Genomic DNA, 22,309 nt, shown 5'->3' with positions numbered 1-22,309 from the left:
ACATGCAAAGCGAGCTACTCGAACAAGTTAAAACCTATTTAATGGCCTTACAAGATACAATTTGTCAGGGTCTTGAGAGTGCCGATGGCAAAGCAAAATTTGTTGAAGATAATTGGCAACGTGCAGAAGGCGGCGGTGGTCGTACTCGTGTTATCCAAGGTGGTAATGTCATCGAACAGGGGGGGGTAAACTACTCGCATGTTTTTGGCGCGTCAATGCCAGCATCTGCAACAGCGCATCGTCCAGAGCTCGCAGGTCGTAGTTTTCATGCATGTGGTGTGTCATTAGTGATCCATCCTAATAATCCACATATTCCAACGAGTCACGCCAATGTGCGTTTCTTCATTGCCGAAAAAGAAGGTGAAGATCCAATTTGGTGGTTTGGCGGTGGTTTTGATTTAACACCTTATTACCCTGTATTTGAAGATGTACAACATTGGCATCAGGTGGCAAGCAATTTATGTCAGCCATTCGGTGCAACAGTTTACGACAAATATAAAAACTGGTGTGATGATTACTTTTATCTAAAACACCGTAGCGAAACACGTGGTGTTGGTGGCTTATTCTTTGATGATTTAAATGAGCTCGGCTTTGAACAAAGCTTTGCCTTTATGCAGGCGGTAGGAAATGGCTATTTAGATGCTTACCTTCCTATTATTGAGCGCCGTAAAAACACGCCGACAACCGAACAGCAACGCGATTTCCAACTGTATCGTCGTGGTCGTTATGTTGAATTTAATCTTGTTTGGGACCGCGGTACATTATTTGGCTTACAAACAGGCGGACGTACTGAGTCAATTTTGATGTCGATGCCACCATTAGCACGTTGGGAGTATAACTATGTACCTGCTGCAGATAGCCCAGAAGCTAAGCTGTATCAGTACTATTTACGTCCGCAAGATTGGTTAAACAGCAAAGAATCAGATTTAGTTGCACGTCAGTGGCAGCTTTAATCAAGTATTGAAACCACTCGAACCAACATTGCGTTGTCACCCTCTACGAGGGTGGCGACACTGTCACTGTTAGTCAGCTCTGCCAACACACTAAATAGCACTTCTGCTTTTAATATCTCTAACTTATCAGATGGTGTATCAATGGGGGCACTAACCTGTGTTAAGCATTGACTAATATCACAGGCATAGAAATCAAGTTTCACCTCAAAATATTCAGGGTGCTGAATAAGCTTATCAAAACCATCAACAATGCTTTGTTCATGTTTATCGCTCTGTGAGGTTTTATCTTGACTGATAAGAGATTGAGCAATCTGTTGAATATCATCCTGATAAATATATTGATCAATAGTGCTTAGTTGATCAGCAGTATCATTCACGCTGTGCTGATAGGTAAATAATAGCGCTGCAATAATCCCAATGCAGACTAAAAGAGTTGTTATAAATTTCATTTAAACATCCTTATTTACTATGAAATGTATATAACAACTCTAGCAGTTGCACGAAAAGTGCGCAATTTAGCTTAATTTGAAGCGTCTTACTTGTTCATCCAGTGACCGTGCTAACGACAACAGCTCTTCACTGACTTTTTGGTTTTCATGGGCATCAACCAATGAGTGCTCGGCATTGTCACTAATTGCTATAACGCTTTGGTTAATTTCTTCAGCTGCTAGATTTTGCTGTTCAGTGGCATCAGCGATTTGCACGTTAAGTTGATTTATTTCGCTCATCTGCGAAGAAATATCACGTAGAGCTTTTGCAACTTGCTTAACTTGAACTGCTCTTTCGTCGGCTTCTTCGCAAGAGTTATTCATGGTATTAACGGTTTGTGCTGCTTCAGCTTGTAGTTTATCGATAGTGCGGCGAATTTCGTCGGTTGAGTCATGGGTACGGGTTGCTAAAGTACGTACTTCATCGGCTACCACAGCAAAGCCTCGGCCAGCTTCACCAGCACGAGCGGCCTCAATGGCAGCATTAAGTGCAAGTAAGTTAGTTTGCTCGGCAATGCTACTGATCACCTCGAGTACTTTACCAACGTCTAACGTTTGCGTTTGTAGTTGACTTACTTGCTCAGCTGCTGCTCTAACATCTGCCGCAAGTTGATTAATACTTTGCTCAGTGTGCTCAGCAACATGTAAGCTTTGCTGCGCAAGTTGATTACTGTGCTCAGACTTCTCAGATGCAAAATGGGTGGTGTTTTTTACTTCGCTTGATGAGCTTTCTAATTCGTTGATGGCGGCAGCGACCGAATCTGTCCCTTGCTTTTGCTTTAAGATCGCTTGCTCGGTGGTATCCGCTGAGGCATAAATGCTTTCGGCAGAGTGGATCAATACCTTAGAAGAATGGGATACTTGGGCAATATTATCTTTAAACGCGCCTATCATGTGATTAAAGCTGGTGGCGAGAGAGCTAAGCTCGTCATTATTATTGTCATTTACCGTGAGGCTTAAATCTTTATTGGTGGTTGCCAAGTGCATGGTGTGGCTAATGACTTTTAAGCGTTTGATGAATATTTTTCTAAACATCACGGCCAGTAGTGAAAATGCAGTAATGAAAATAGTCGTTAGTAGTAGCGTATTCGTTAAGGTGTTTTGCGATACTTCTTGCTCAATATCAGCCAACGAATAACTAATTTTTACTACACCTAACACATCGCCTTCTTGTGCTTGATGGCAGCCTAAGCAGTTTGTTCCTTTATAATCACTGCGAGCAAACATAGGCTTTAGATAAGTCATCGTACTTTTTTGATTATCAATAAATAGTGCTTCAGTGCCTGTCAGTGCTTTTCGTTCAGCATCGTTAGTCGCAACTTGGTTGGCATTTCCTGGCCCATAAATTTTATTAACGATTGGACTACGAATGATATGGGCGTCTGCAATATTAGGATGGCTTCTTAATTTAGTACTCAGAATTTCGCGATTAGCCATAGTGCCAGTTAGCATCATGGTGTTAATAGAATCAAAATAATTATCGGCAAGCAGTTTTATGTTACTTTCAACGGTATCTTGCGCTAATTCATGCTGTTGCTGAGCGCTGCTGAATATACTGGCAAATAATACCAATACGCCTGTTAGTGCTAACAAGGCATAAATTTTAAATTGGATAGACTTCATTCGACGACGCTTTTTCTAAATTAAGGAAAATTTATTATCTTTATTTAGAAAAAGCGTACATTGATATAGCGCAAAGCTTCGTTAGTTTTGATTGATCATATGGCTGGCGAGTTGCGATAACGATTGTCTTAACCCTTCGCGCAGGAGTGGGTTATCAATCTCGATATCAAGCGTTTTATTCATACAATGCATCCATTGGTCACGTAGGTCTTGATCAATAGGGAAAGGCATGTGACGCTTTCTTAGCATTGGGTGACCATATTTTTCAACGAATAGGTCAGGGTCGCCCAGCCAGCCAGATAAAAACTCAAAGAATACTTGGCGAATTCTATCTAAAGGCTGAGGATGCATATCATATAATGGTTTGGCGTATTCATCTGTGGCCATTATGTCGTAAAATCGATTTGCAATTGCTCGAGCTCCTGCTTCACCGCCAATAATTTCGTAAGGTGTTTTTTCTGGGGTAGGTGTTTCAGGCGTTGGTTTCGATTTAGAAAAAAGTCGTTTAATCATAATATTAATAAAGCTCTACAGGGCGAAGAGGTTGCTTCACTATGGACAAATACGCGGTTTTTGGAAATCCAATAAAACATTCGAAATCACCCGCAATACACGCACAATTTGCTGCATCATTAAACGAGCAAATACAATACAGCGCCATTTTAGCACCAACAGATGCATTTGAAAAAACTGTCGCTGAGTTTTTCGCTGCGGGTGGTAAAGGGGCTAATGTCACTTTGCCATTTAAAGAGCAAGCGTTTGCCATGGTCGATGAACTTACAGAGCAAGCGAAAATAGCCGGAGCCGTAAACACGATTAAACAACTCGAAGATGGTAGCCTACTTGGCGATAACACCGATGGTGTAGGGCTTGTTAAAGATCTTTTAGCCAATAAAGTCACCTTAAAAAGGCAGCGAGTACTTCTTATTGGCGCTGGTGGTGCGGCGCGCGGTGTTATTCAGCCATTATTGAATGAGCAAATCGAAAGCTTAACAATAGCCAACCGTACCGCCGAAAAAGCAAAGGCGCTAGCGAGTCATTTTAATGGTGAAATTGATGTGCAGGGCTTTGCTTTGAATGATATCCCAGCAAACAACTATGATGTGGTGATTAATTCAACCTCAAGTAGCGTAACGGGAGAACTGCCTGGTATAGCAAAAGAGTGCGTTGCTAAGTGTCAGTGCGCTTACGATATGTTTTACGCGAATGATGATACGACATTTACATGTTGGGTTAAGTCGATTAACCCAACATGTTTAACTCTCGATGGTTGTGGCATGCTTGTTGGTCAAGCGGCACAGGCTTATTTTGTATGGCGCAATAAAATGCCAGAAATCATCCCCGTTGTTAGCGCGCTTAAAGCAGGAGAAATTGCGTGAATCAAGCTATCCAATTTATAGACAGACTCGAATTTAAGCCTGAAGAAAAGCAGTTGGTGTTTTTTGCCCAAGTTAGTGGCTTTATGGTGGAGTGTGTTATTGATACCAGCAAGTATGATTTTGCAGATCAAAGCAGTGCAGTTAATTACTTTGAATCTTATCGTTTCGATTACGAAGAGCTCGCCGAGCAGCTGATCGAAGATGAGCAGTATAACTCGGCAGGACAAATCGAATTAACCGAGGTGTTTTAGCCCTCAGCTAAGTATTCATCTTTAAGCTGAACATAATTATCAGCAGAGATATTTAAAAAGGCGCGCTCTTGCTCTGTTAAAGGGCGAGCCTGTTTAACAGGGCTACCGACATAAAGGTAACCAGACTCTAAACGCTTGTTAGGTGGTACTAATGAACCACCACCAATGATCACATCATCTTCAACAATTGCGTTGTCCATCACAATTGCGCCCATCCCAACAAGTATACGATTACCAAGTTGGCAGCCGTGTAGCATAACTTTATGACCAACAGTGACATCATCACCAATAATAAGAGGGTAGCCATCGGGGTTTGACTGAGAGGCACGTGTTAAATGTAAAACACTGCCGTCTTGAATATTCGTACGTTCACCAATACGTATATAGTTAACATCACCTCGCGCAGCAACAAGAGGCCATACACTTGAATCTTTACCAAGCGTAATATCACCCACTAAAACCGATGACTCATCAATATAAACACTATTATCGTATGTCGGAGTGATCCCTTTATAAGAACGGATAGTCATAAATTCACCTTTTAATTTTAAAATGCGCTCAGTCTAGTGTAACAGCGAAGCAAATAAATACACCAAAACAGAGCTAAATTGACTGCTAAACAGCCAGTTTTAGGGTGTTTAGTTCAAAAGCTGAGCGAACAGTACGTTTTTTTAAATTTTATTGAAAAAAGTGCTTGCGTAAAAAATCCATCTCCCTATAATGCGACCCCACTGACACGGCGGGCAGCAACGAAAGACGCTGAACAACGTAGCAGAGAGTTAAGTGAAACTTCTGTTTCAAATAATCGAAAGAAAGTTTGAAATTAAGTGTTGACTCGAAAAATTAAGGATGTATTATACGCATCCCTAGCGACAACGTCGCAACGTTCTTTAACAATATAAAGCAATCATCTGTGTGGGCACTCGTACAGATTGAGTTCTAACAGCGAAGCTTGGTTTACTAAGTGGAGCAAACAAATTTAGAGTCTCAATTTCTTATGAGTGACTATATAGTCAATTTATACAGAATTCATTGAGCACGAAACTTCGGTTTCAAAAAACTTTTAATTGAAGAGTTTGATCATGGCTCAGATTGAACGCTGGCGGCAGGCCTAACACATGCAAGTCGAGCGGTAACAGAGAGTAGCTTGCTACTCTGCTGACGAGCGGCGGACGGGTGAGTAATGCTTGGGAATATGCCTTATGGTGGGGGACAACAGTTGGAAACGACTGCTAATACCGCATGATGTCTACGGACCAAAGTGGGGGACCTTCGGGCCTCACGCCATAAGATTAGCCCAAGTGGGATTAGCTAGTTGGTGAGGTAATGGCTCACCAAGGCGACGATCCCTAGCTGGTTTGAGAGGATGATCAGCCACACTGGGACTGAGACACGGCCCAGACTCCTACGGGAGGCAGCAGTGGGGAATATTGCACAATGGGCGCAAGCCTGATGCAGCCATGCCGCGTGTGTGAAGAAGGCCTTCGGGTTGTAAAGCACTTTCAGTAAGGAGGAAAGGTTAAGTGTTAATAGCACTTAGCTGTGACGTTACTTACAGAAGAAGCACCGGCTAACTCCGTGCCAGCAGCCGCGGTAATACGGAGGGTGCGAGCGTTAATCGGAATTACTGGGCGTAAAGCGTACGCAGGCGGTTTGTTAAGCGAGATGTGAAAGCCCCGGGCTCAACCTGGGAACTGCATTTCGAACTGGCAAACTAGAGTGTGATAGAGGGTGGTAGAATTTCAGGTGTAGCGGTGAAATGCGTAGAGATCTGAAGGAATACCGATGGCGAAGGCAGCCACCTGGGTCAACACTGACGCTCATGTACGAAAGCGTGGGGAGCAAACAGGATTAGATACCCTGGTAGTCCACGCCGTAAACGATGTCTACTAGAAGCTCGGGTCTTCGGACTTGTTTTTCAAAGCTAACGCATTAAGTAGACCGCCTGGGGAGTACGGCCGCAAGGTTAAAACTCAAATGAATTGACGGGGGCCCGCACAAGCGGTGGAGCATGTGGTTTAATTCGATGCAACGCGAAGAACCTTACCTACACTTGACATACAGAGAACTTACCAGAGATGGTTTGGTGCCTTCGGGAACTCTGATACAGGTGCTGCATGGCTGTCGTCAGCTCGTGTTGTGAGATGTTGGGTTAAGTCCCGCAACGAGCGCAACCCCTATCCTTAGTTGCCAGCGATTCGGTCGGGAACTCTAAGGAGACTGCCGGTGATAAACCGGAGGAAGGTGGGGACGACGTCAAGTCATCATGGCCCTTACGTGTAGGGCTACACACGTGCTACAATGGCGCATACAGAGTGCTGCGAACCTGCGAGGGTAAGCGAATCACTTAAAGTGCGTCGTAGTCCGGATTGGAGTCTGCAACTCGACTCCATGAAGTCGGAATCGCTAGTAATCGCGTATCAGAATGACGCGGTGAATACGTTCCCGGGCCTTGTACACACCGCCCGTCACACCATGGGAGTGGGTTGCTCCAGAAGTGGATAGTCTAACCTTCGGGAGGACGTTCACCACGGAGTGATTCATGACTGGGGTGAAGTCGTAACAAGGTAGCCCTAGGGGAACCTGGGGCTGGATCACCTCCTTATACGATTTAGAACTTATTTGTTCGTAGTGTCCACACAGATGATTGTTAATTGTAAAGAGAACAACACTTATTGTTTGGGTCTGTAGCTCAGTTGGTTAGAGCGCACCCCTGATAAGGGTGAGGTCGGTAGTTCAAATCTACTCAGACCCACCACTTCTTCTTGATACTGCGTTGTAAGCTTCGTCGTTTAGTGAACTAAACGTCCTCAACTTACGCCTTGTCTCAATCGAAGTGGCTAATAAAACAGTAAGTACCAGCATATGTGGGGCTATAGCTCAGCTGGGAGAGCGCCTGCCTTGCACGCAGGAGGTCAGCAGTTCGATCCTGCTTAGCTCCACCACTTTTACTCCTTAAAAATAAACATTCTTAATCAGGTAATAAACTGCTTGAGAATAGAGTGTGTTTAATTTTGAGAAGTTTATTCTCTTGCTCTTTAAAAATTTGGAAAGCTGATATTAAAATTCTTATAGATACTTGTATCTATAAAGAGTTTTCAAAAGTAAAAAATATGCCAGTTAATCAGCAATGATTAATCGGTATCTACTTTAGTATTCTCATCATTATTTGATGAATTAACTTCTGGCGAAGTTAACAGCTGTCACTAACAAAGACCCGTTTGGGTTGTATGGTTAAGTGACTAAGCGTACACGGTGGATGCCTTGGCAGTTGGAGGCGATGAAGGACGTATTAACTTGCGATAAGCCTAGTCAAGCTAGTAAAAAGCGCTTGAGACTAGGATTTCCGAATGGGGAAACCCACCTGCTTGCAGGTATCTTACACTGAATACATAGGTGTAAGAGGCGAACGCGGAGAACTGAAACATCTAAGTACCCGTAGGAACAGAAATCAACCGAGATTCCGGAAGTAGCGGCGAGCGAAACCGGACCAGCCCTTAAGCTTATTATGTGTTAGTGGAACATTCTGGAAAGTTTGACGATACAGGGTGATAGTCCCGTACACGAAAATGCATCTTAAGTGAAATCGAGTAGGTCGGAGCACGTGAAACTTTGACTGAATATAGGTGGACCATCATCTAAGGCTAAATACTCCCAACTGACCGATAGTGAACCAGTACCGTGAGGGAAAGGCGAAAAGAACCCCTGTGAGGGGAGTGAAATAGAACCTGAAACCGTGTACGTACAAGCAGTAGGAGCCCTTCGAGGGTGACTGCGTACCTTTTGTATAATGGGTCAGCGACTTATATTTTGTAGCGAGGTTAACCGATTAGGGTAGCCGTAGGGAAACCGAGTCTTAACTGGGCGTATAGTTGCAAGGTATAGACCCGAAACCCGGTGATCTAGCCATGGGCAGGTTGAAGGTTGAGTAACATCAACTGGAGGACCGAACCCACTAACGTTGAAAAGTTAGGGGATGACCTGTGGCTAGGAGTGAAAGGCTAATCAAACCGGGAGATAGCTGGTTCTCCCCGAAATCTATTTAGGTAGAGCCTCGGACGAATACTTACGGGGGTAGAGCACTGTTAAGGCTAGGGGGTCATCCCGACTTACCAACCCTTTGCAAACTCCGAATACCGTAAAGTACTATCCGGGAGACACACGGCGGGTGCTAACGTCCGTCGTGAAGAGGGAAACAACCCAGACCGCCAGCTAAGGTCCCAAAGTCATAGTTAAGTGGGAAACGATGTGGAAAGGCCCAGACAGCCAGGAGGTTGGCTTAGAAGCAGCCATCCTTTAAAGAAAGCGTAATAGCTCACTGGTCGAGTCGGTCTGCGCGGAAGATGTAACGGGGCTAAACTATGCACCGAAGCTGCGGATTCAAACTATGTTTGAGTGGTAGGGGAGCGTTCTGTAAGCCGTTGAAGGTGAACCGGGAGGTTTGCTGGAGGTATCAGAAGTGCGAATGCTGACATGAGTAACGATAATGCGGGTGAAAAACCCGCACGCCGGAAGACCAAGGGTTCCTATCCCATGTTAATCAGGGTAGGGTAAGTCGACCCCTAAGGCGAGGCCGAAAGGCGTAGTCGATGGGAAACGGGTTAATATTCCCGTACTTGGTATAATTGCGATGGGGGGACGGAGCAGGCTAAACAAGCATGGCGTTGGTTGTCCATGTGAAAGTGAGTAGGTTGGTGACTTAGGAAAATCCGGGTTGCTAAGACTGAGACACGAGACGAGCACCCAAGGGTGTGAAGTTGTTGATGCCATACTTCCAGGAAAAGCCTCTAAGCTTCAGATTATACCGAATCGTACCCCAAACCGACACAGGTGGTCAGGTAGAGAATACTAAGGCGCTTGAGAGAACTCGGGTGAAGGAACTAGGCAAAATTGTACCGTAACTTCGGGAGAAGGTACGCTCCTATCTGTGATGAGACTTGCTCTCTAAGCGGACGGGAGCCGCAGTGACCAGGTGGCTGGGACTGTTTATTAAAAACACAGCACTGTGCAAAATCGCAAGATGACGTATACGGTGTGACACCTGCCCGGTGCCGGAAGGTTAATTGATGGGGTTAGTTTTCGGACGAAGCTCTTGATCGAAGCCCCGGTAAACGGCGGCCGTAACTATAACGGTCCTAAGGTAGCGAAATTCCTTGTCGGGTAAGTTCCGACCTGCACGAATGGTGTAACCATGGCCACGCTGTCTCCACCCGAGACTCAGTGAAATTGAAATCGCAGTGAAGATGCTGTGTACCCGCGGCTAGACGGAAAGACCCCGTGAACCTTTACTACAGCTTGGCACTGAACATTGACCCTACATGTGTAGGATAGGTGGGAGGCTTTGAAGCAGAAACGCTAGTTTTTGTGGAGCCGTCCTTGAAATACCACCCTTGTAGTGTTGATGTTCTAACGTTGGCCCCTAATCGGGGTTACGGACAGTGCCTGGTGGGTAGTTTGACTGGGGCGGTCTCCTCCCAAAGAGTAACGGAGGAGCACGAAGGTTGGCTAAGTACGGTCGGACATCGTACGGTTAGTGTAATGGTAGAAGCCAGCTTAACTGCGAGACAGACACGTCGAGCAGGTACGAAAGTAGGTCATAGTGATCCGGTGGTTCTGAATGGAAGGGCCATCGCTCAACGGATAAAAGGTACTCCGGGGATAACAGGCTGATACCGCCCAAGAGTTCATATCGACGGCGGTGTTTGGCACCTCGATGTCGGCTCATCACATCCTGGGGCTGAAGTCGGTCCCAAGGGTATGGCTGTTCGCCATTTAAAGTGGTACGCGAGCTGGGTTTAGAACGTCGTGAGACAGTTCGGTCCCTATCTGCCGTGGGCGTTTGAGAATTGAGAGGGGTTGCTCCTAGTACGAGAGGACCGGAGTGAACGAACCGCTGGTGTTCGGGTTGTCATGCCAATGGCACTGCCCGGTAGCTACGTTCGGAACTGATAAGCGCTGAAAGCATCTAAGCGCGAAGCAGGCCTCGAGATGAGTTCTCACTAGACTTTTAAAGTCTCTGAAGGGCCGTTGAAGACTACAACGTTGATAGGCAGGATGTGGAAGTGGTGTGAGCCATTAAGCTAACCTGTACTAATTACCCGTGAGGCTTAACCATACAACGCCAAACGCGTTTTATGACAGCGTAACGAACAGAAGTTAAGTTACTAAAGTAGACAATTACTTGATATCAGAATTCCAGATTTTAGTTAATTGCCAAGGCGATTAACAAACCAAATTTGCTTGGTGACAATAGCGTTTTGGACCCACCTGACCCCATGCCGAACTCAGTAGTGAAACGAAACAGCGCCGATGATAGTGTAGCAGCTGCTATGTGAAAGTAGGTCATCGCCAGGCTCCAAATAAGAGAAAGCCCGATTCAAAAGAGTCGGGCTTTTTGCGTTTGTAGCTTTCAGCCAGGTAGGTTGGGTAGAGCGGAGCGAAACCCAACACAATCCATGTGACCCTCTTCATAACCCATGGTTAAAAATTCTTAAAATCTCTATTGGTCTAACAGGTTATACCATTCCGCTTAAATATCTGATCTAATATAGGCTATATAAAATCACCGGCTAATAACATTGAATTCAAACATATCTGAACAGCTTTTAGCGCTTTCTCGAAAAGAACCAAACGCACGAAAACGCATGCGATTGCTCGCAGTGTCTTTATTTTATGAGGGTAATAGCCGAACCGATATTGCAAAACGTCTAAACACTGCAAGAAGTAGTGTGAATAAATGGGTTTCTAGTTACCTAGAGTATGGGCTTGATGGTTTATACCATTCCGCTTAAATATCTGATCTAATATAGGCTATATAAAATCACCGGTTAATAACATTGAATCCAAACATATCTGAACAGCTTTTAGCGCTTTCTCGTAAAGAACCAAACGCACGAAAACGCATGCGATTGCTCGCAGTGTCATTATTTTATGAGGGGAATAGCAGAACCGATATTGCAAAACGTCTAAACACAGCAAGAAGTAGTGTGAATAAATGGGTTTCTAGTTACCTAGAGTATGGGCTTGATGGTTTAGACAATAAGCCTATTCAAGGACGTCCATCAAGGCTGCAACAGCGGCAACTTGAACAACTGTCTGAATTTATAAAGCGCACGAACACAGAACTACGTGGTGACCGCCTTACCGGTGAAGACATTGTGCATTACATTCACACTGAATTTGGTGTTCATTACCACTTAAATCATGTCTATAAAATTCTAAAGCAACTTGGCTTTAGTTGGATCACAAGCCGCTCTAAACACCCAAAACAATCATTACAGAGCCAAGAGGCTTTTAAAAAACTTCCAGCTGGAAACGATCCTTCACACACCAGGACACCTTCCTCTTGATCGGATCGACGTATGGTTTCAGGACGAAGCACGATTTGGCCAGCAAAATCCGACTACGCGCATTTGGGCTGAAACAGGCACTCGGCCACGGATTGTAAAACAACAGCAATTTGACTATGGATACTTATTTGGCGCGGTATGTCCAGCCACAGGCCATACAGAAGCGTTAGTTAGCCCATTCGTAAATAAAGAAGTAATGACGCAGCATATGCGCCAGATATCACACGCGACACCTGTTGGAAGACACGCTGTCGTGATAATAGATGGCGCAGGCTGGCACACATACGATACAGCTGCAGAATTTAAAAACCTAACCCTGATAAAGCTCCCACCTTATTCACCAGAGCTAAATCCAATAGAGCAAGTATGGAGCTGGATACGACAGCATTGTTTATCCAATAGAGTGTTTTCGGGCTATGACGAAATTGTCGATGAAGTTTCAAAGGCATGGAATCACTTTATTTCAATCCCGGATCGAGTGAAGAAAATGTGCAATCGGGAATGGATTAAATTGATTTAATCTTTATGCGGAATGGTATTAGCGATCTCTAAAATGGCTTACTTCACCTTGCGCTAATTCGTCTTTTATTAATGAACTTTACCTCTTCATTGTGCATGACGAATTACCACGCTGTTGGGTTTCGCTGCGCTCTACCCAACCTACGCCAGACCTTCAAGCTTTATCTTGCTAATAGACAACTCTGAAGTGCCTTGGCAGGGCTTTATTGCTTAGGGAGACTCTTACCCAAAAAACCACACCGCGCGGCTGTTCGCTGACATCTGAAAGCTGATAGCTCTTTTTATGTTGGGTTTCGCTTCGCTCTACCCAACCTACGCCAGGCCTTTAAACTTTCCCCTTGCAACTAGCAATTCACGACCCAATTTACCCTTTGTTGCAATTTTAATCTTGGTTTAGTACCTGAGCTATGTAAAACTATTTGCGTTTTTAAACCACAATCAGGTGACATGAATGTCTCAAATAAAAGCTTGGAAACTTATTAGCCTGTTTTGTTTGGTAAGCTTGCTTATGGGCTGTGAGTCGAAAGAAGAGCAGCTGAAACAAACAATACAACAATCCATAGAAAAAGCTGAAGTTGAATTAAATCAACTTGGTACAGCGCTTGATAATGGCTCTTTGCGTAATGCGACGATACTTAAACAATACGGCAAGGTGCTTGCTGAGCAGCAACCGCAACTTTCTGAGATCGCCCGTGTAATTAGTCTTGATGCCACTCGTGAAGGGGCTATTTATTCAGGTCTTACACAACGCTTAGCAGATGTGAAGTCTACTTATCTAATACCCCCTTATGAAGATACGCTTCATCAACTTGACCTCATTCGTGATGCTGCCAAACCGTCTTTATTTCAAGATGCGCTTACCGATCCTATCAATATGCTTGCCGATATGTCGCAAGGCTCACTAGCGCGGGTTGGTGCAATTAGTGAAGCTGCTGAAGGTGAAAGTGTTGGTAACCAGTTAGTTGGTAACCCTAACTATGGGCAATGGCAAACAAATAGCAGCGGTACCAGTTTTTGGGTTTGGTACGGTATGTATCGCATGTTGGGCGATGTATTCGACCGAGTTGAATATGGTCGCTGGAGCCGTCATAGAAAGTATAGCTATTACAATGACTATGACCGTTATCGTTATTCGAGCCCAAAACAGATTAAAGCACAACAAACGGTAGAGACGCGGACTCGACAGTCTTATCAACGCCAAGGTAAACAATTCACTAGTCCGTATGCCACTAAGCGCAGTGGTGCATCTGGATTAAGCCGTAGCAGCTATACGCCGCCACGCACACGCAGTAGCTATGCTTCTAGCAGTAGTTACAGTAAAAGCTCTGGGTCATTACGCAACAGCTCGAGCAGAACATCACGTGGCATTAGCCGCGGTAAGTAGTGAAAAGAATAACCACCGGAGTTACAACACATGTATGAATTTAATGGAATAACAACTTGGTCGTTGCAAGCTTTAGCAATCGACTTTGCAATCATTATCGCTTTATTTGTCAGCCTAAAATTTATCAAAGGCTGGGTATCTAACTTACACGCTAATGATGAAATAACTGAGCGTGATAATTTTGCTTTTGGTATTAGCTTTGCGGCAGGGCTTGTGGCACTGGCTATTGTTCTAAGTGGCGTGAGCAGCGGCTCATTTGCACCAACCTTGCAACAAGAAGCATTACAAATGCTTGGTTATGGTGTGATGGCGATTGTACTTATTAAGCTAGGTCATTTCTTCCAAGACAAGGTAGCGCTTCGTAAAGTGAGTCTGCACGACGAAATCGTAAAAGGTAATGCGACTGCTGCATTGATTGATTTTGGTCATGTAGTAAGTGTGGCTATTGTTATTCGCTCAGCTTTATTTTGGGTGGCAACCGAAGGCTGGCATGGTATTCCAATTGTGATCGCAGCTTTTGCGATTGGCAGCATTGCGATGCTACTAATCAGTCAATATCGCGTGCAGTTATTCAAGCGTACTAATCGCAGTGGTGATTGCTTACAACAAGCGGTTATTGACGGTAACTTAGCCGTGGGTATTCGTTACGCTGGCTTTTTAGTGGGCAGTGCATTGGCATTAACTGCTGCATCAGGTATTGCTCCTTATGCGGCTGACAACATTGTAGCTAGTTTAGGTTACTGGGCATTAAGTGCAGCTGTGAGTTTAGTGGCTTTCATTTTACTACACTTAGTGACTATCAAAATCATCCTATCTGGTTGTGATATTTCAGACGAAGTGAACCGCCAGAAGAACGTAGGTGTAGCTGCTATCTCTGCAGCAATCTCATTTGCGATTGGGTCGACTATGGCAACCTTGTTAGGTGCCTAATTAAGTGTCTACTACAACAAACGCCCCAAGTAGAGCTCATCTACTTGGGCATGATTTCCTATTAATAACTGTTATGGCCGTACTCGCTGGGTGCGGCCTTATTTATGAATACCTGCTATCTCATTATGCTGGTCGTGTCTTAGGCTCGGTCGAGAGTGCCATTTATGCCATGATCGGCACCATGATTGTCGCTATGGGTATCGGTGCATTTTTAGCACGTTGGTTTAAAGATGCATTTACTGCTTTCGCGTGGCTAGAGAGTATTATTGCTTTGGTCGGCATGGGCTGTATTTTAGCGATAGCGAGTGTTATCGCTGTCAGTTATTCATTGCCGCATATCTTCTCCGAAATTTTTAACTTGCCTGCAGATACCGTACTTAATGGCTATGTATTTGAAAAGCTACAAGAGTGGTCACGTTTTTTACCCTATGTGTTTGGTCTGTTACTCGGGCTATTGATCGGTATGGAGATCCCGTTGATTGCGCGTATTCGTCAGCAAGTTTATGGGCGCTTTTTAGAAAATAATGCGGGAACTATTTACGGAGCGGATTATATCGGTGCCGGTGTCGGTGCTGCGATTTGGGTGAGCATTATGCTTGCGATGCCAATTATGCAAGCAGCGGCTTGGACGGCGTTGTTTAATATTATTGCCGGTCTCGTGTTTTTATGGCGCTATCATCAACATGTTCGCTTCGCTAAGTTACTGTTAGTTTGCCATGTGCTGTTGTTGGTGTTTTTTGCGTTTGTGCTCGTGCTTGGCACCAGCTGGATGAAAAACCTAAGTAATGTTTTATACAAAGATAAAGTTATCTACTCGCAAGCAACTAAGTATCAGCATTTGGTGTTAACTGAGCGTTTGAGTCGCAATCAGCCCAATGCAATTACCGATCTTTACCTCAATGGCCGTTTACAATTCTCAAGTGTGGATGAGCAAATTTATCATTCTATGCTTGTCTATCCTGCTATGTTGGCCTCAAATCGCCATGACCGCGTGTTGATCATCGGGGGCGGTGATGGACTTGCATTGCGTGATGTTTTGAAGTGGCCAGTAGAGCATGTCACCTTGGTTGACTTAGATGGTCAGTTGTTAAACTTATTTGGTAATGATGTTGGCGACTATGATGCGCCAGAGAAAATCAGAACACGTTTAACAGCGCTAAATAAACACTCTATGAGCGACCCTCGTGCTGATATTCGCATTGCAGATGCCTTTTTAGAGGTCGAAGCAATGCTTGCTAAAGGCGAGCGCTTTGACACTATTTTAATTGACCTACCAGACCCTAATCACCCAGATCTTAATAAGATGTACAGTGACTATTTTTACAATCATGTGCGTCAGTTATTGGCGCCTGACGGGGCTGTGGCCGTGCAATCAACATCGCCTTATCATGCGAAGAAAGCATTTTTGAGTATTGCTAAAACAATGAAAGCTTCGGGTTTTGGTTATGTTGAGCAATACCAACAAAATATTCCTTCGTTTGGTCAATGGGGTTGGACAATCGCGACTACCGCTGGCAAATCAGCAAGTCAGCGAATTCGTGAAACTAACGAATTACCGGTGCCATCGCGTTGGGTAAGCAAAGAATATTTATTGGCTTCTTTTGTGTTTCCGAATCATTTTTTTGAACAAGTAAACACGATTGAAGTCAATAGATTAGGTTCTGGAACCTTATATGATTATTACCGCCAAGCGTGGCAAGTTGAAACCGAATTGTACAAAAATTGATATTTTATAGTTGACATAATATGTCGGCTATGCAAATCTTAACTCAGACATAATATGTCAAAACGTAAAAAGGTGAGACATGGAATTAAATGAACTATCAATCAAACTGGCTTCTTTTGAAACAGAGGGTGTGAGCTTTGAGTCTTTCTTGATTGCCAACGAAGGTGAGCAAGATGTGTTACAAGTTATCGTCGATGGGAATGATGAGTTACCTATCTTTGTTACTCAAACAGAAGAGCAATTACTGTGTATTAGCTACCTGTTTGCTGAAAACGAAGTACAAGCAGATATGCGTAATGAGTTAAACGAAACGTTACTACGTTTAAATGTACCAATCCCATTAAGCGCATTTGCAAAAATTGATGATAAATACGCTATTTTTGGCGCGTTATCGGTTAATTCATCGTTTGATGATATTACCCATGAGTTGGTAACACTGGCAGACAATGCGATTGATGCACTTGAAGCCGTGACCATTTATTTAAACGATTAATTAGCAATTTCTGGAGTTAAGATTATGAGTATTTTAAAGAAACTATTTACAGCTGTACGTGGTGGCGCTCGTGAAGCAGGACAAGCAATTGTTGATGCAAACGGTATCCGTATCTTTGAACAAGAAATTGCTGATGCACAAAATGCCCTACAACGCGCTAAAAAAAGCCTGACCGAAGTAATGGCAAAAGAGATGCAAACGAAGCGTAAAATTAGCGCACTAGATGCATCAATTGCAGAACATGAAGCGTATGCAGGTCAAGCACTTGAAAAAGGCAATGAAGCACTAGCATTAGAAATCGCAGAAAAAATCGGTGATTTTGAAGCTGAGAAAGCAGAGCACGAAGAAGTGTTAGCTGGTTTTAGTAACCACATTGTGCAACTAAAGCAGCAAGTTAAAGATGCTGAAAAGTCGATTAAAGAAAATCAACGTCAATTAACAATGGTTAAAACGACTGAGAGTGTGCAGCAAGCAACAATGGCTGTAAACAGCACGCTAAATACGAACAGCTCATCAATGACATCAGCACGTGAGTCTCTAGAGCGTATTAAGCAGCGTCAGCAAGACCGTCAAGACCAGTTAGGTGCGGCTAAGCAACTAGAAGCTGATACTAATGGCGATGATTTAAAAGCGAAAATGGCTGAAGCGGGTATTGGTGATACCAACCCGAAAAGCGCGGATATTTTGGCGCGTATTAAAGCAAAACAAAATAGCTAATCAGTTAACGGAAAGACAAAAGGTAACCCACGCACTGGGTTACCTTTTTTGCTTCAACAAGGAGTCAGCCAATGTTTAACTTTTTCAAATCTAAAAAAGCCCCAGAGCGTCAGCTTACTGATCCAAGCCAATTACTCGTTGGTGATATGCTGACGGTGATTGATTCGTTCGCTTACCCAAGCTGGTTAAAAGGACAGACACTGCGTGTTATTGATGTGCAAACGTATCAGTACCAACGTAGTGCAGAGTATGAGTTGGTACTCGAGAGTGAATCTGGACCAAGTGGTTTTTTTGCAAATTGAATCAGATGACGGTGAGCAATGGGCAAATTTTGCGATCAAAATTCAACGCGACGATGTTGATGAGATTTTTACCCTTGATGAGTTCGCTCGTATTTTTGATGAAGACGAATTAACGGCGATTAATGTAAAAAATAGTCCGGAGCGTTTTAGTCACTTTTTAGCATCGAGCTACAAACAATCAGAAGCACCTTATGTGTGTTATTTCCATAATAAGGACTACCGTAATAAGCCTTTACCTCGTTATGAAGATGAAGGCGGTGAACCGTGTGAAATGATTCTGTTTAAGCTCAGATGATGAATCGCATAGTTTAAATATTGAGATTTGGGAAGGCGGTGAAACAGAGGTATCACTGACGTTAACCAGACCAATTAGCGATATTGTTGACTTATTTCCTGGGGATGCCAAGTGAGTGATGCAAAAGCCAAATGGCAGCGTCAGGAGCAAGCCGTTAGAGCCACGCAAATGGCGTTTGATTTAAGCTCTGAAGTGCAAAAATCAATTAAGAAGCAAGCCATTGACCAAGAGCTTACGCCATCAGATATGATCCGTAAGATTTTGGAGCTCGACGTTAAGTCGAAAAAAACCAGACAGCGTTTATCGTTTAACTTAAATGATGAAGAGATTGCTTTATTGGCTGAGCGCTTTGGTGTTGCAGCCGATGATAAGCGTGCTGTGAAGCAGCGCGTGGCTGAATTACTCATTGAACACAGTAAAAAAAGCTAAGGTTTTGCCTTTACTTCTTTAAGCCCTTACACTGAGACTAGATGTTTTAAAGAAGTGGCATGACTGTGGATATTATTTTACTTGCGTATTTAGTTATTTTTGCATTATTTGGCACTGCAGCAAGTTACTTTGTTCGCTACATTTATGCTTACTGGGTGCATAATACAATGCAGGTTAAATACATATATAAGGCCGGGATTTGTATCATCAGCGTGGTGATAGTATCCGGCATTTTATTGCATTATTTACTTAATCTCGATTGCTTGGCACTGCTGTGAAATACACAGCGATTGTACAGGCAGAACTGGTGAGCAATCGTTAACAGTTAATGCTTGATCAGATGACTTCTCAGCCGCTGTAATTCGCTCTGCAAGTTGCTCTGCTTGCTCTTGTGTGTTGTTTAACGTTGAATAAACCACATAGCGACTTGGGCCACCACATGCTCGCTCACCAACTTCTAACACTTTACATTGAAAACTCGCAGTACAGCTATTATTGCTAACGATATCGTTCAGCTGATCGTTTAAATCACCTAGATCAACGCGCGCAGAGCTACCCGACGTTGTTGTTTCGCAACCGCTTAAAGCAATGCTTGCTAACACAGTTGTGGTGATGAAAAGTTTCTTGAAAGTCGATGAACGAACCATTATTGCTTATTCCTTAGTATACACTTGCCGCTGAGCCTTCGATTCTAACACAAGTATTCTCAGAACACTGCGCACCCGGTGCGGTTAGATGCTGACAAATACTCATCATGTCGTTTGCTGCGTTAAATTGCTTTTCAAGGGCGGTGATATCTTTTGCAAGTTTTTCAACCTCAGCAGTGTCAGCTGTTTTGGTTGAATAAACAATGAAGCTACTTGGGCCGCCACAAGCACGACTACCTACAGGTAATACTTTACATTGGCTGCTGTTGTCACAGCTTGGATCATCGATTAATTGTTTAAGTTGCTCATGGGCAGAGCTAATAGTGGCTTTATCTGGGGCTGCTTTGGTCACTTCCTCAGCGTTTTTTATTTCAACGGCTTTTGGTGCCTCGACAAGTTTATTGCTGGTTGCCGTTGATTCGGCTTGCTCATTAGTTGCAGCGTCCGAGCACGCAGTTAATAACACAGGAAATAAAATTGCCAATAGTGGATAGCGCATAACATACCTAAAAATCGTTGAATAAGTACTCACTATCATACACATTGCTCAAAGCGGAGCAATAAAAACGTTTGCTTTCAGTAAGTAGCTCTGTATTCACAGAGCTACAAAAAGATAAAAGTTTATACCACTTTACAATAAGCGGGTATTACAAACCACCTTGGGTTAGTTTGGCGGGGTTCAGTAACTCGCTCAGTTCTTCGCGCGAAATATCCGTATGCTCTGCAGCAACATCAATAATAGGGCGACCTTCTTGATAAGCTAATTTGGCAATTTTTGCTGCTTTGCTATAGCCGATCACCGGATTAAGCGCGGTAACTAGAATTGGGTTTTTAGCGAGCGCTTTATCAACATTGCTTTGGTTTACTTTAAAGCTGGCAATCGCTTTATCTGCTAGTGCTTCACTACTATTTGCCAACAGTTCGATACTTTGCAAAATGTTTAAGGCAATCACAGGCAGCATTACATTGAGCTCAAAGTTACCGGCTTGACCAGCCACTGTAATGGTAGCGTCATTGCCTATTACTTGTGCGCTGACCATAGCGGCAGCTTCAGGGATCACAGGGTTTACTTTACCCGGCATAATTGATGAACCTGGCTGTAGAGCTTCAAGTTCAATTTCACCAAGACCTGCAAGTGGGCCTGAGTTCATCCAGCGCAAGTCATTGGCTATTTTCATTTGTGCTACAGCAAGTACCTTTAGCTGACCTGACAGCGCAACAATGACATCTTGTGAACCGATGTTATAAAAGAAGTTTTTACTTGGGCTAAAGCGAATACCTACATTCTCACTCAAGTGTTGGCAAAACTCACCAGCAAACGCTGGATCGGCATTAATACCAGTACCAACCGCTGTGCCACCTTGTGCAAGTTCACAAACTCGCTCGAGTGCTTGGCGAATACCAGTCATTGCATGATCCACTTGTAACTGCCATGCAGCCAGTGTTTGTGCAAAACTCACAGGCATTGCATCCATTAAATGAGTGCGACCGGTTTTAACAATATGACCACTTCGGCTTGTTTGTTTTGTAGGCTTTGACTGAGTTTATCGAGTTTAGGAAACAGCTCATAAATGATGTTAATAGCGCTACTTACAGCAATCGCAGTTGGGATCACATCATTTGAGCTTTGTCCCATGTTCACATCATCGTTGGGGTGAATGGTTTCGCCTGCAAATTGGCTCGCCAGCGTTGCAATGACTTCATTGGCATTCATATTTGAGCTAGTGCCAGAGCCTGTCTGAAATACATCAACAGGAAACTCTGAAAAATGTTTACCGTCAATGACCTCTTGGCATGCTTGCTCAATGGCTTTGGCTTTACCTTGGCTCAAATGGCCTAAAGCAGCATTACTTTGAGCGGCAGCTTGCTTAATGTAGGCGAGGGCGGTGATAAATTGCTTAGGCATGGCTAAGCCACTAATTTGAAAATTGTTGATAGCGCGTTGCGTTTGAGCTTGATACAACGCATTGGCAGGGACTTGTAGCTCACCCATGCTATCTGATTCGGTTCTAAATTGGCTCATAAACACTCCTAAATCGGGTTAAATTCTTGGCTGAGAAGGCACGCTTCTCGCTCCAAACTGAAATACTTTTCAATACAGTTATGAGTTTTGTAGTAACGCTTTAGCGCAAGTTGCGGTTTATAAAGCTGAGCCAAACATTGTTTACGAATTGCATTATGCACTAATGAATCACACATCTTTTCAAGTAGTTCATGAAAGGTGCGTCTTAGATACAGCTCTTGCAAAATAAAGTTGTGATGCTTTTCGTAATAGCGTGCAATGTTTAAACCCGCTTCAACATAGTTAGCAACAAGCGCAGGGGCATGTAACCCAGGTCTTTGGCAAACACATTTCATTTGCCGCTGATAATGGAGCATAGCATTGTGAGAGTGCATAGAAAAACCGATTAACTGTAATGATAATTGTTATCATTACAGTTAATCGGTTTTAGTGCAAGTCTTATATAATGAAGCTAAGACTGAATGGATTAACTGTGTGTGATTAATTGTAGCCGAGAATAAAAATCTGGTCTGTTTCATGTTTTTTCGGCGCCTGTACATTTTCTTTGTTACATTGAGAAAGAAGATCGATCACGGTTGCTCTGTCGTCACAACTTGTTAAGGCGGCTTTTTCGCTTTCAGCTCGTTCGCTGGCTGCAAGTGCTGCATCTACAGCGGTGTAGGGTGAGATATACATAATATTGCTCCTATTGATTAATTCACTTAAGAAATAGCATAAGCTGTACCAATATTGATCAATAAATTTAACTAGTTGAAAATAATGGTTTTATATTTTTAATTAATAAATTCACCGCGACTTTAT

20 protein-coding genes, 2 tRNA genes, 3 rRNA genes and 2 pseudogenes are annotated in these 22,309 nt (G+C 43.6%); 18 read left to right on the top strand and 9 right to left on the bottom strand.

The genetic code is table 11. From position 1 onward, the window contains the following. The first annotated feature begins 2 nt into the window (after nucleotides 1-2). Nucleotides 3-953, top strand: coding sequence for an oxygen-dependent coproporphyrinogen oxidase (gene hemF, locus ACRWSG_RS08900; protein WP_138617969.1), 951 nt, complete (start codon nucleotides 3-5; stop codon nucleotides 951-953). On the opposite strand, the gene ACRWSG_RS08895 is transcribed toward hemF, so the two are convergent. From ACRWSG_RS08895 to ACRWSG_RS08885, 3 genes are all read right to left on the bottom strand, one after another. Then, nucleotides 950-1,402 (bottom strand): hypothetical protein, encoded by a 453-nt coding sequence (locus ACRWSG_RS08895; RefSeq protein ID WP_138617967.1) that lies wholly within the window; start codon nucleotides 1,400-1,402, stop codon nucleotides 950-952. The two genes, hemF and ACRWSG_RS08895, sit on opposite strands and share 4 nt — an antisense overlap. A gap of 66 nt (nucleotides 1,403-1,468) precedes the next feature. After that, the gene (locus ACRWSG_RS08890) at nucleotides 1,469-3,064 is read right to left on the bottom strand and encodes a methyl-accepting chemotaxis protein (protein ID WP_194442925.1); all 1,596 of its coding nucleotides are present in this window, start codon (nucleotides 3,062-3,064) and stop codon (nucleotides 1,469-1,471) included. 81 nt (nucleotides 3,065-3,145) lie between these two features. Beyond that, nucleotides 3,146-3,577 carry a group II truncated hemoglobin gene (locus ACRWSG_RS08885; protein WP_462166092.1) on the bottom strand — a complete coding sequence of 144 codons (432 nt, stop codon included), beginning with the start codon at nucleotides 3,575-3,577 and terminating at the stop codon, nucleotides 3,146-3,148. A 41-nt stretch (nucleotides 3,578-3,618) separates the two neighbouring features. Between ACRWSG_RS08885 and aroE the strand changes: the two genes are divergently transcribed. Both aroE and ACRWSG_RS08875 read left to right on the top strand, forming a co-directional pair. Further along, on the top strand, nucleotides 3,619-4,443 hold the full coding sequence (gene aroE / locus ACRWSG_RS08880) for a shikimate dehydrogenase (RefSeq protein ID WP_138617961.1): 825 nt from the start codon (nucleotides 3,619-3,621) through the stop codon (nucleotides 4,441-4,443). After that, entirely contained in the window at nucleotides 4,440-4,694 is a 255-nt protein-coding gene (locus ACRWSG_RS08875) for a DUF1488 family protein (protein ID WP_054554756.1), read from the top strand. Before aroE ends, ACRWSG_RS08875 begins: the two co-directional genes overlap by 4 nt. Here ACRWSG_RS08875 and ACRWSG_RS08870 read toward each other — a convergent pair. Then, nucleotides 4,691-5,224 (bottom strand): gamma carbonic anhydrase family protein, encoded by a 534-nt coding sequence (locus tag ACRWSG_RS08870; protein WP_054554755.1) that lies wholly within the window; start codon nucleotides 5,222-5,224, stop codon nucleotides 4,691-4,693. The genes ACRWSG_RS08875 and ACRWSG_RS08870 overlap by 4 nt on opposite strands. A 534-nt stretch (nucleotides 5,225-5,758) precedes the next feature. On the opposite strand from ACRWSG_RS08870, the gene ACRWSG_RS08865 reads away from it, so the two are divergent. The 15 genes and pseudogenes from ACRWSG_RS08865 (at nucleotide 5,759) to ACRWSG_RS08795 (ending at nucleotide 19,116) form a co-directional block, all read left to right on the top strand. Then, a 16S ribosomal RNA gene (locus ACRWSG_RS08865) occupies nucleotides 5,759-7,299 on the top strand. Nucleotides 7,300-7,375: 76 nt separating this feature from the next. Next, a tRNA-Ile gene (locus ACRWSG_RS08860) sits at nucleotides 7,376-7,452 on the top strand. Nucleotides 7,453-7,563: 111 nt separating this feature from the next. Further along, nucleotides 7,564-7,639 (top strand) — tRNA-Ala (locus ACRWSG_RS08855). Nucleotides 7,640-7,926: 287 nt separating this feature from the next. Then, nucleotides 7,927-10,809, top strand: a 23S ribosomal RNA gene (locus ACRWSG_RS08850). Between the two features lie 124 nt (nucleotides 10,810-10,933). After that, a 5S ribosomal RNA gene (rrf, locus tag ACRWSG_RS08845) occupies nucleotides 10,934-11,048 on the top strand. The 16S, 23S and 5S rRNA genes sit together here with 2 tRNA genes alongside, the layout of an rRNA operon. A gap of 290 nt (nucleotides 11,049-11,338) precedes the next feature. Beyond that, a complete protein-coding gene (locus ACRWSG_RS08840; RefSeq protein ID WP_462166091.1) occupies nucleotides 11,339-11,485 on the top strand; it encodes a helix-turn-helix domain-containing protein in 147 nt (48 codons plus the stop codon). Nucleotides 11,486-11,596: 111 nt separating this feature from the next. Continuing rightward, nucleotides 11,597-12,563, top strand: a protein-coding gene (locus tag ACRWSG_RS08835; RefSeq protein WP_462166090.1) for an IS630 family transposase whose coding sequence is annotated in 2 segments (ribosomal slippage) — nucleotides 11,597-11,995 and nucleotides 11,997-12,563 — 966 coding nt in all. Because the reading frame shifts where the segments join, the coding sequence is not laid out codon by codon here. Between the two features lie 450 nt (nucleotides 12,564-13,013). After that, the gene (locus ACRWSG_RS08830; RefSeq protein ID WP_462166089.1) at nucleotides 13,014-13,946 is read left to right on the top strand and encodes a CHAD domain-containing protein; all 933 of its coding nucleotides are present in this window, start codon (nucleotides 13,014-13,016) and stop codon (nucleotides 13,944-13,946) included. Between the two features lie 30 nt (nucleotides 13,947-13,976). Continuing rightward, a complete protein-coding gene (locus ACRWSG_RS08825; RefSeq protein WP_062566277.1) occupies nucleotides 13,977-14,876 on the top strand; it encodes a DUF350 domain-containing protein in 900 nt (299 codons plus the stop codon). A gap of 73 nt (nucleotides 14,877-14,949) precedes the next feature. Next, nucleotides 14,950-16,602, top strand: a complete 1,653-nt coding sequence (locus tag ACRWSG_RS08820) for a polyamine aminopropyltransferase (RefSeq protein ID WP_228482684.1) — start codon at nucleotides 14,950-14,952, stop codon at nucleotides 16,600-16,602. A 79-nt stretch (nucleotides 16,603-16,681) separates the two neighbouring features. Beyond that, nucleotides 16,682-17,095: a YjfI family protein gene (locus ACRWSG_RS08815; protein ID WP_054563728.1), complete on the top strand. Its 414-nt coding sequence runs from the start codon at nucleotides 16,682-16,684 to the stop codon at nucleotides 17,093-17,095. A 24-nt stretch (nucleotides 17,096-17,119) separates the two neighbouring features. Continuing rightward, a complete protein-coding gene (locus ACRWSG_RS08810) occupies nucleotides 17,120-17,812 on the top strand; it encodes a PspA/IM30 family protein (protein ID WP_054563727.1) in 693 nt (230 codons plus the stop codon). Nucleotides 17,813-17,883: 71 nt separating this feature from the next. Next, nucleotides 17,884-18,524, top strand: a pseudogene (locus tag ACRWSG_RS08805) (hypothetical protein). Then, a complete protein-coding gene (locus ACRWSG_RS08800; protein ID WP_054554605.1) occupies nucleotides 18,521-18,838 on the top strand; it encodes a hypothetical protein in 318 nt (105 codons plus the stop codon). Before ACRWSG_RS08805 ends, ACRWSG_RS08800 begins: the two are co-directional and overlap by 4 nt. 65 nt (nucleotides 18,839-18,903) lie before the next feature. Further along, nucleotides 18,904-19,116, top strand: coding sequence for a hypothetical protein (locus ACRWSG_RS08795; RefSeq protein ID WP_462166917.1), 213 nt, complete (start codon nucleotides 18,904-18,906; stop codon nucleotides 19,114-19,116). Here ACRWSG_RS08795 and ACRWSG_RS08790 read toward each other — a convergent pair. From ACRWSG_RS08790 to ACRWSG_RS08770, 5 genes and pseudogenes are all read right to left on the bottom strand, one after another. Next, complete coding sequence (locus tag ACRWSG_RS08790) at nucleotides 19,084-19,485, bottom strand: hypothetical protein (RefSeq protein WP_058585357.1); 402 nt, start codon at nucleotides 19,483-19,485, stop codon at nucleotides 19,084-19,086. The genes ACRWSG_RS08795 and ACRWSG_RS08790 overlap by 33 nt on opposite strands. A 13-nt stretch (nucleotides 19,486-19,498) precedes the next feature. Then, entirely contained in the window at nucleotides 19,499-19,984 is a 486-nt protein-coding gene (locus tag ACRWSG_RS08785) for a hypothetical protein (protein ID WP_054554607.1), read from the bottom strand. 148 nt (nucleotides 19,985-20,132) lie between these two features. Next, nucleotides 20,133-21,508, bottom strand: a pseudogene (locus ACRWSG_RS08780) (class II fumarate hydratase). Nucleotides 21,509-21,516: 8 nt separating this feature from the next. Next, nucleotides 21,517-21,843: a hypothetical protein gene (locus ACRWSG_RS08775; protein WP_058585360.1), complete on the bottom strand. Its 327-nt coding sequence runs from the start codon at nucleotides 21,841-21,843 to the stop codon at nucleotides 21,517-21,519. Between the two features lie 145 nt (nucleotides 21,844-21,988). Beyond that, nucleotides 21,989-22,183 (bottom strand): hypothetical protein, encoded by a 195-nt coding sequence (locus tag ACRWSG_RS08770; RefSeq protein ID WP_054554610.1) that lies wholly within the window; start codon nucleotides 22,181-22,183, stop codon nucleotides 21,989-21,991. Between the last annotated feature and the right edge of the window lie 126 nt (nucleotides 22,184-22,309).

It is taken from the genome of Pseudoalteromonas sp. GB43, from assembly GCF_054923805.1.
This window is presented reverse-complemented; position numbering and strand designations above follow the sequence as displayed.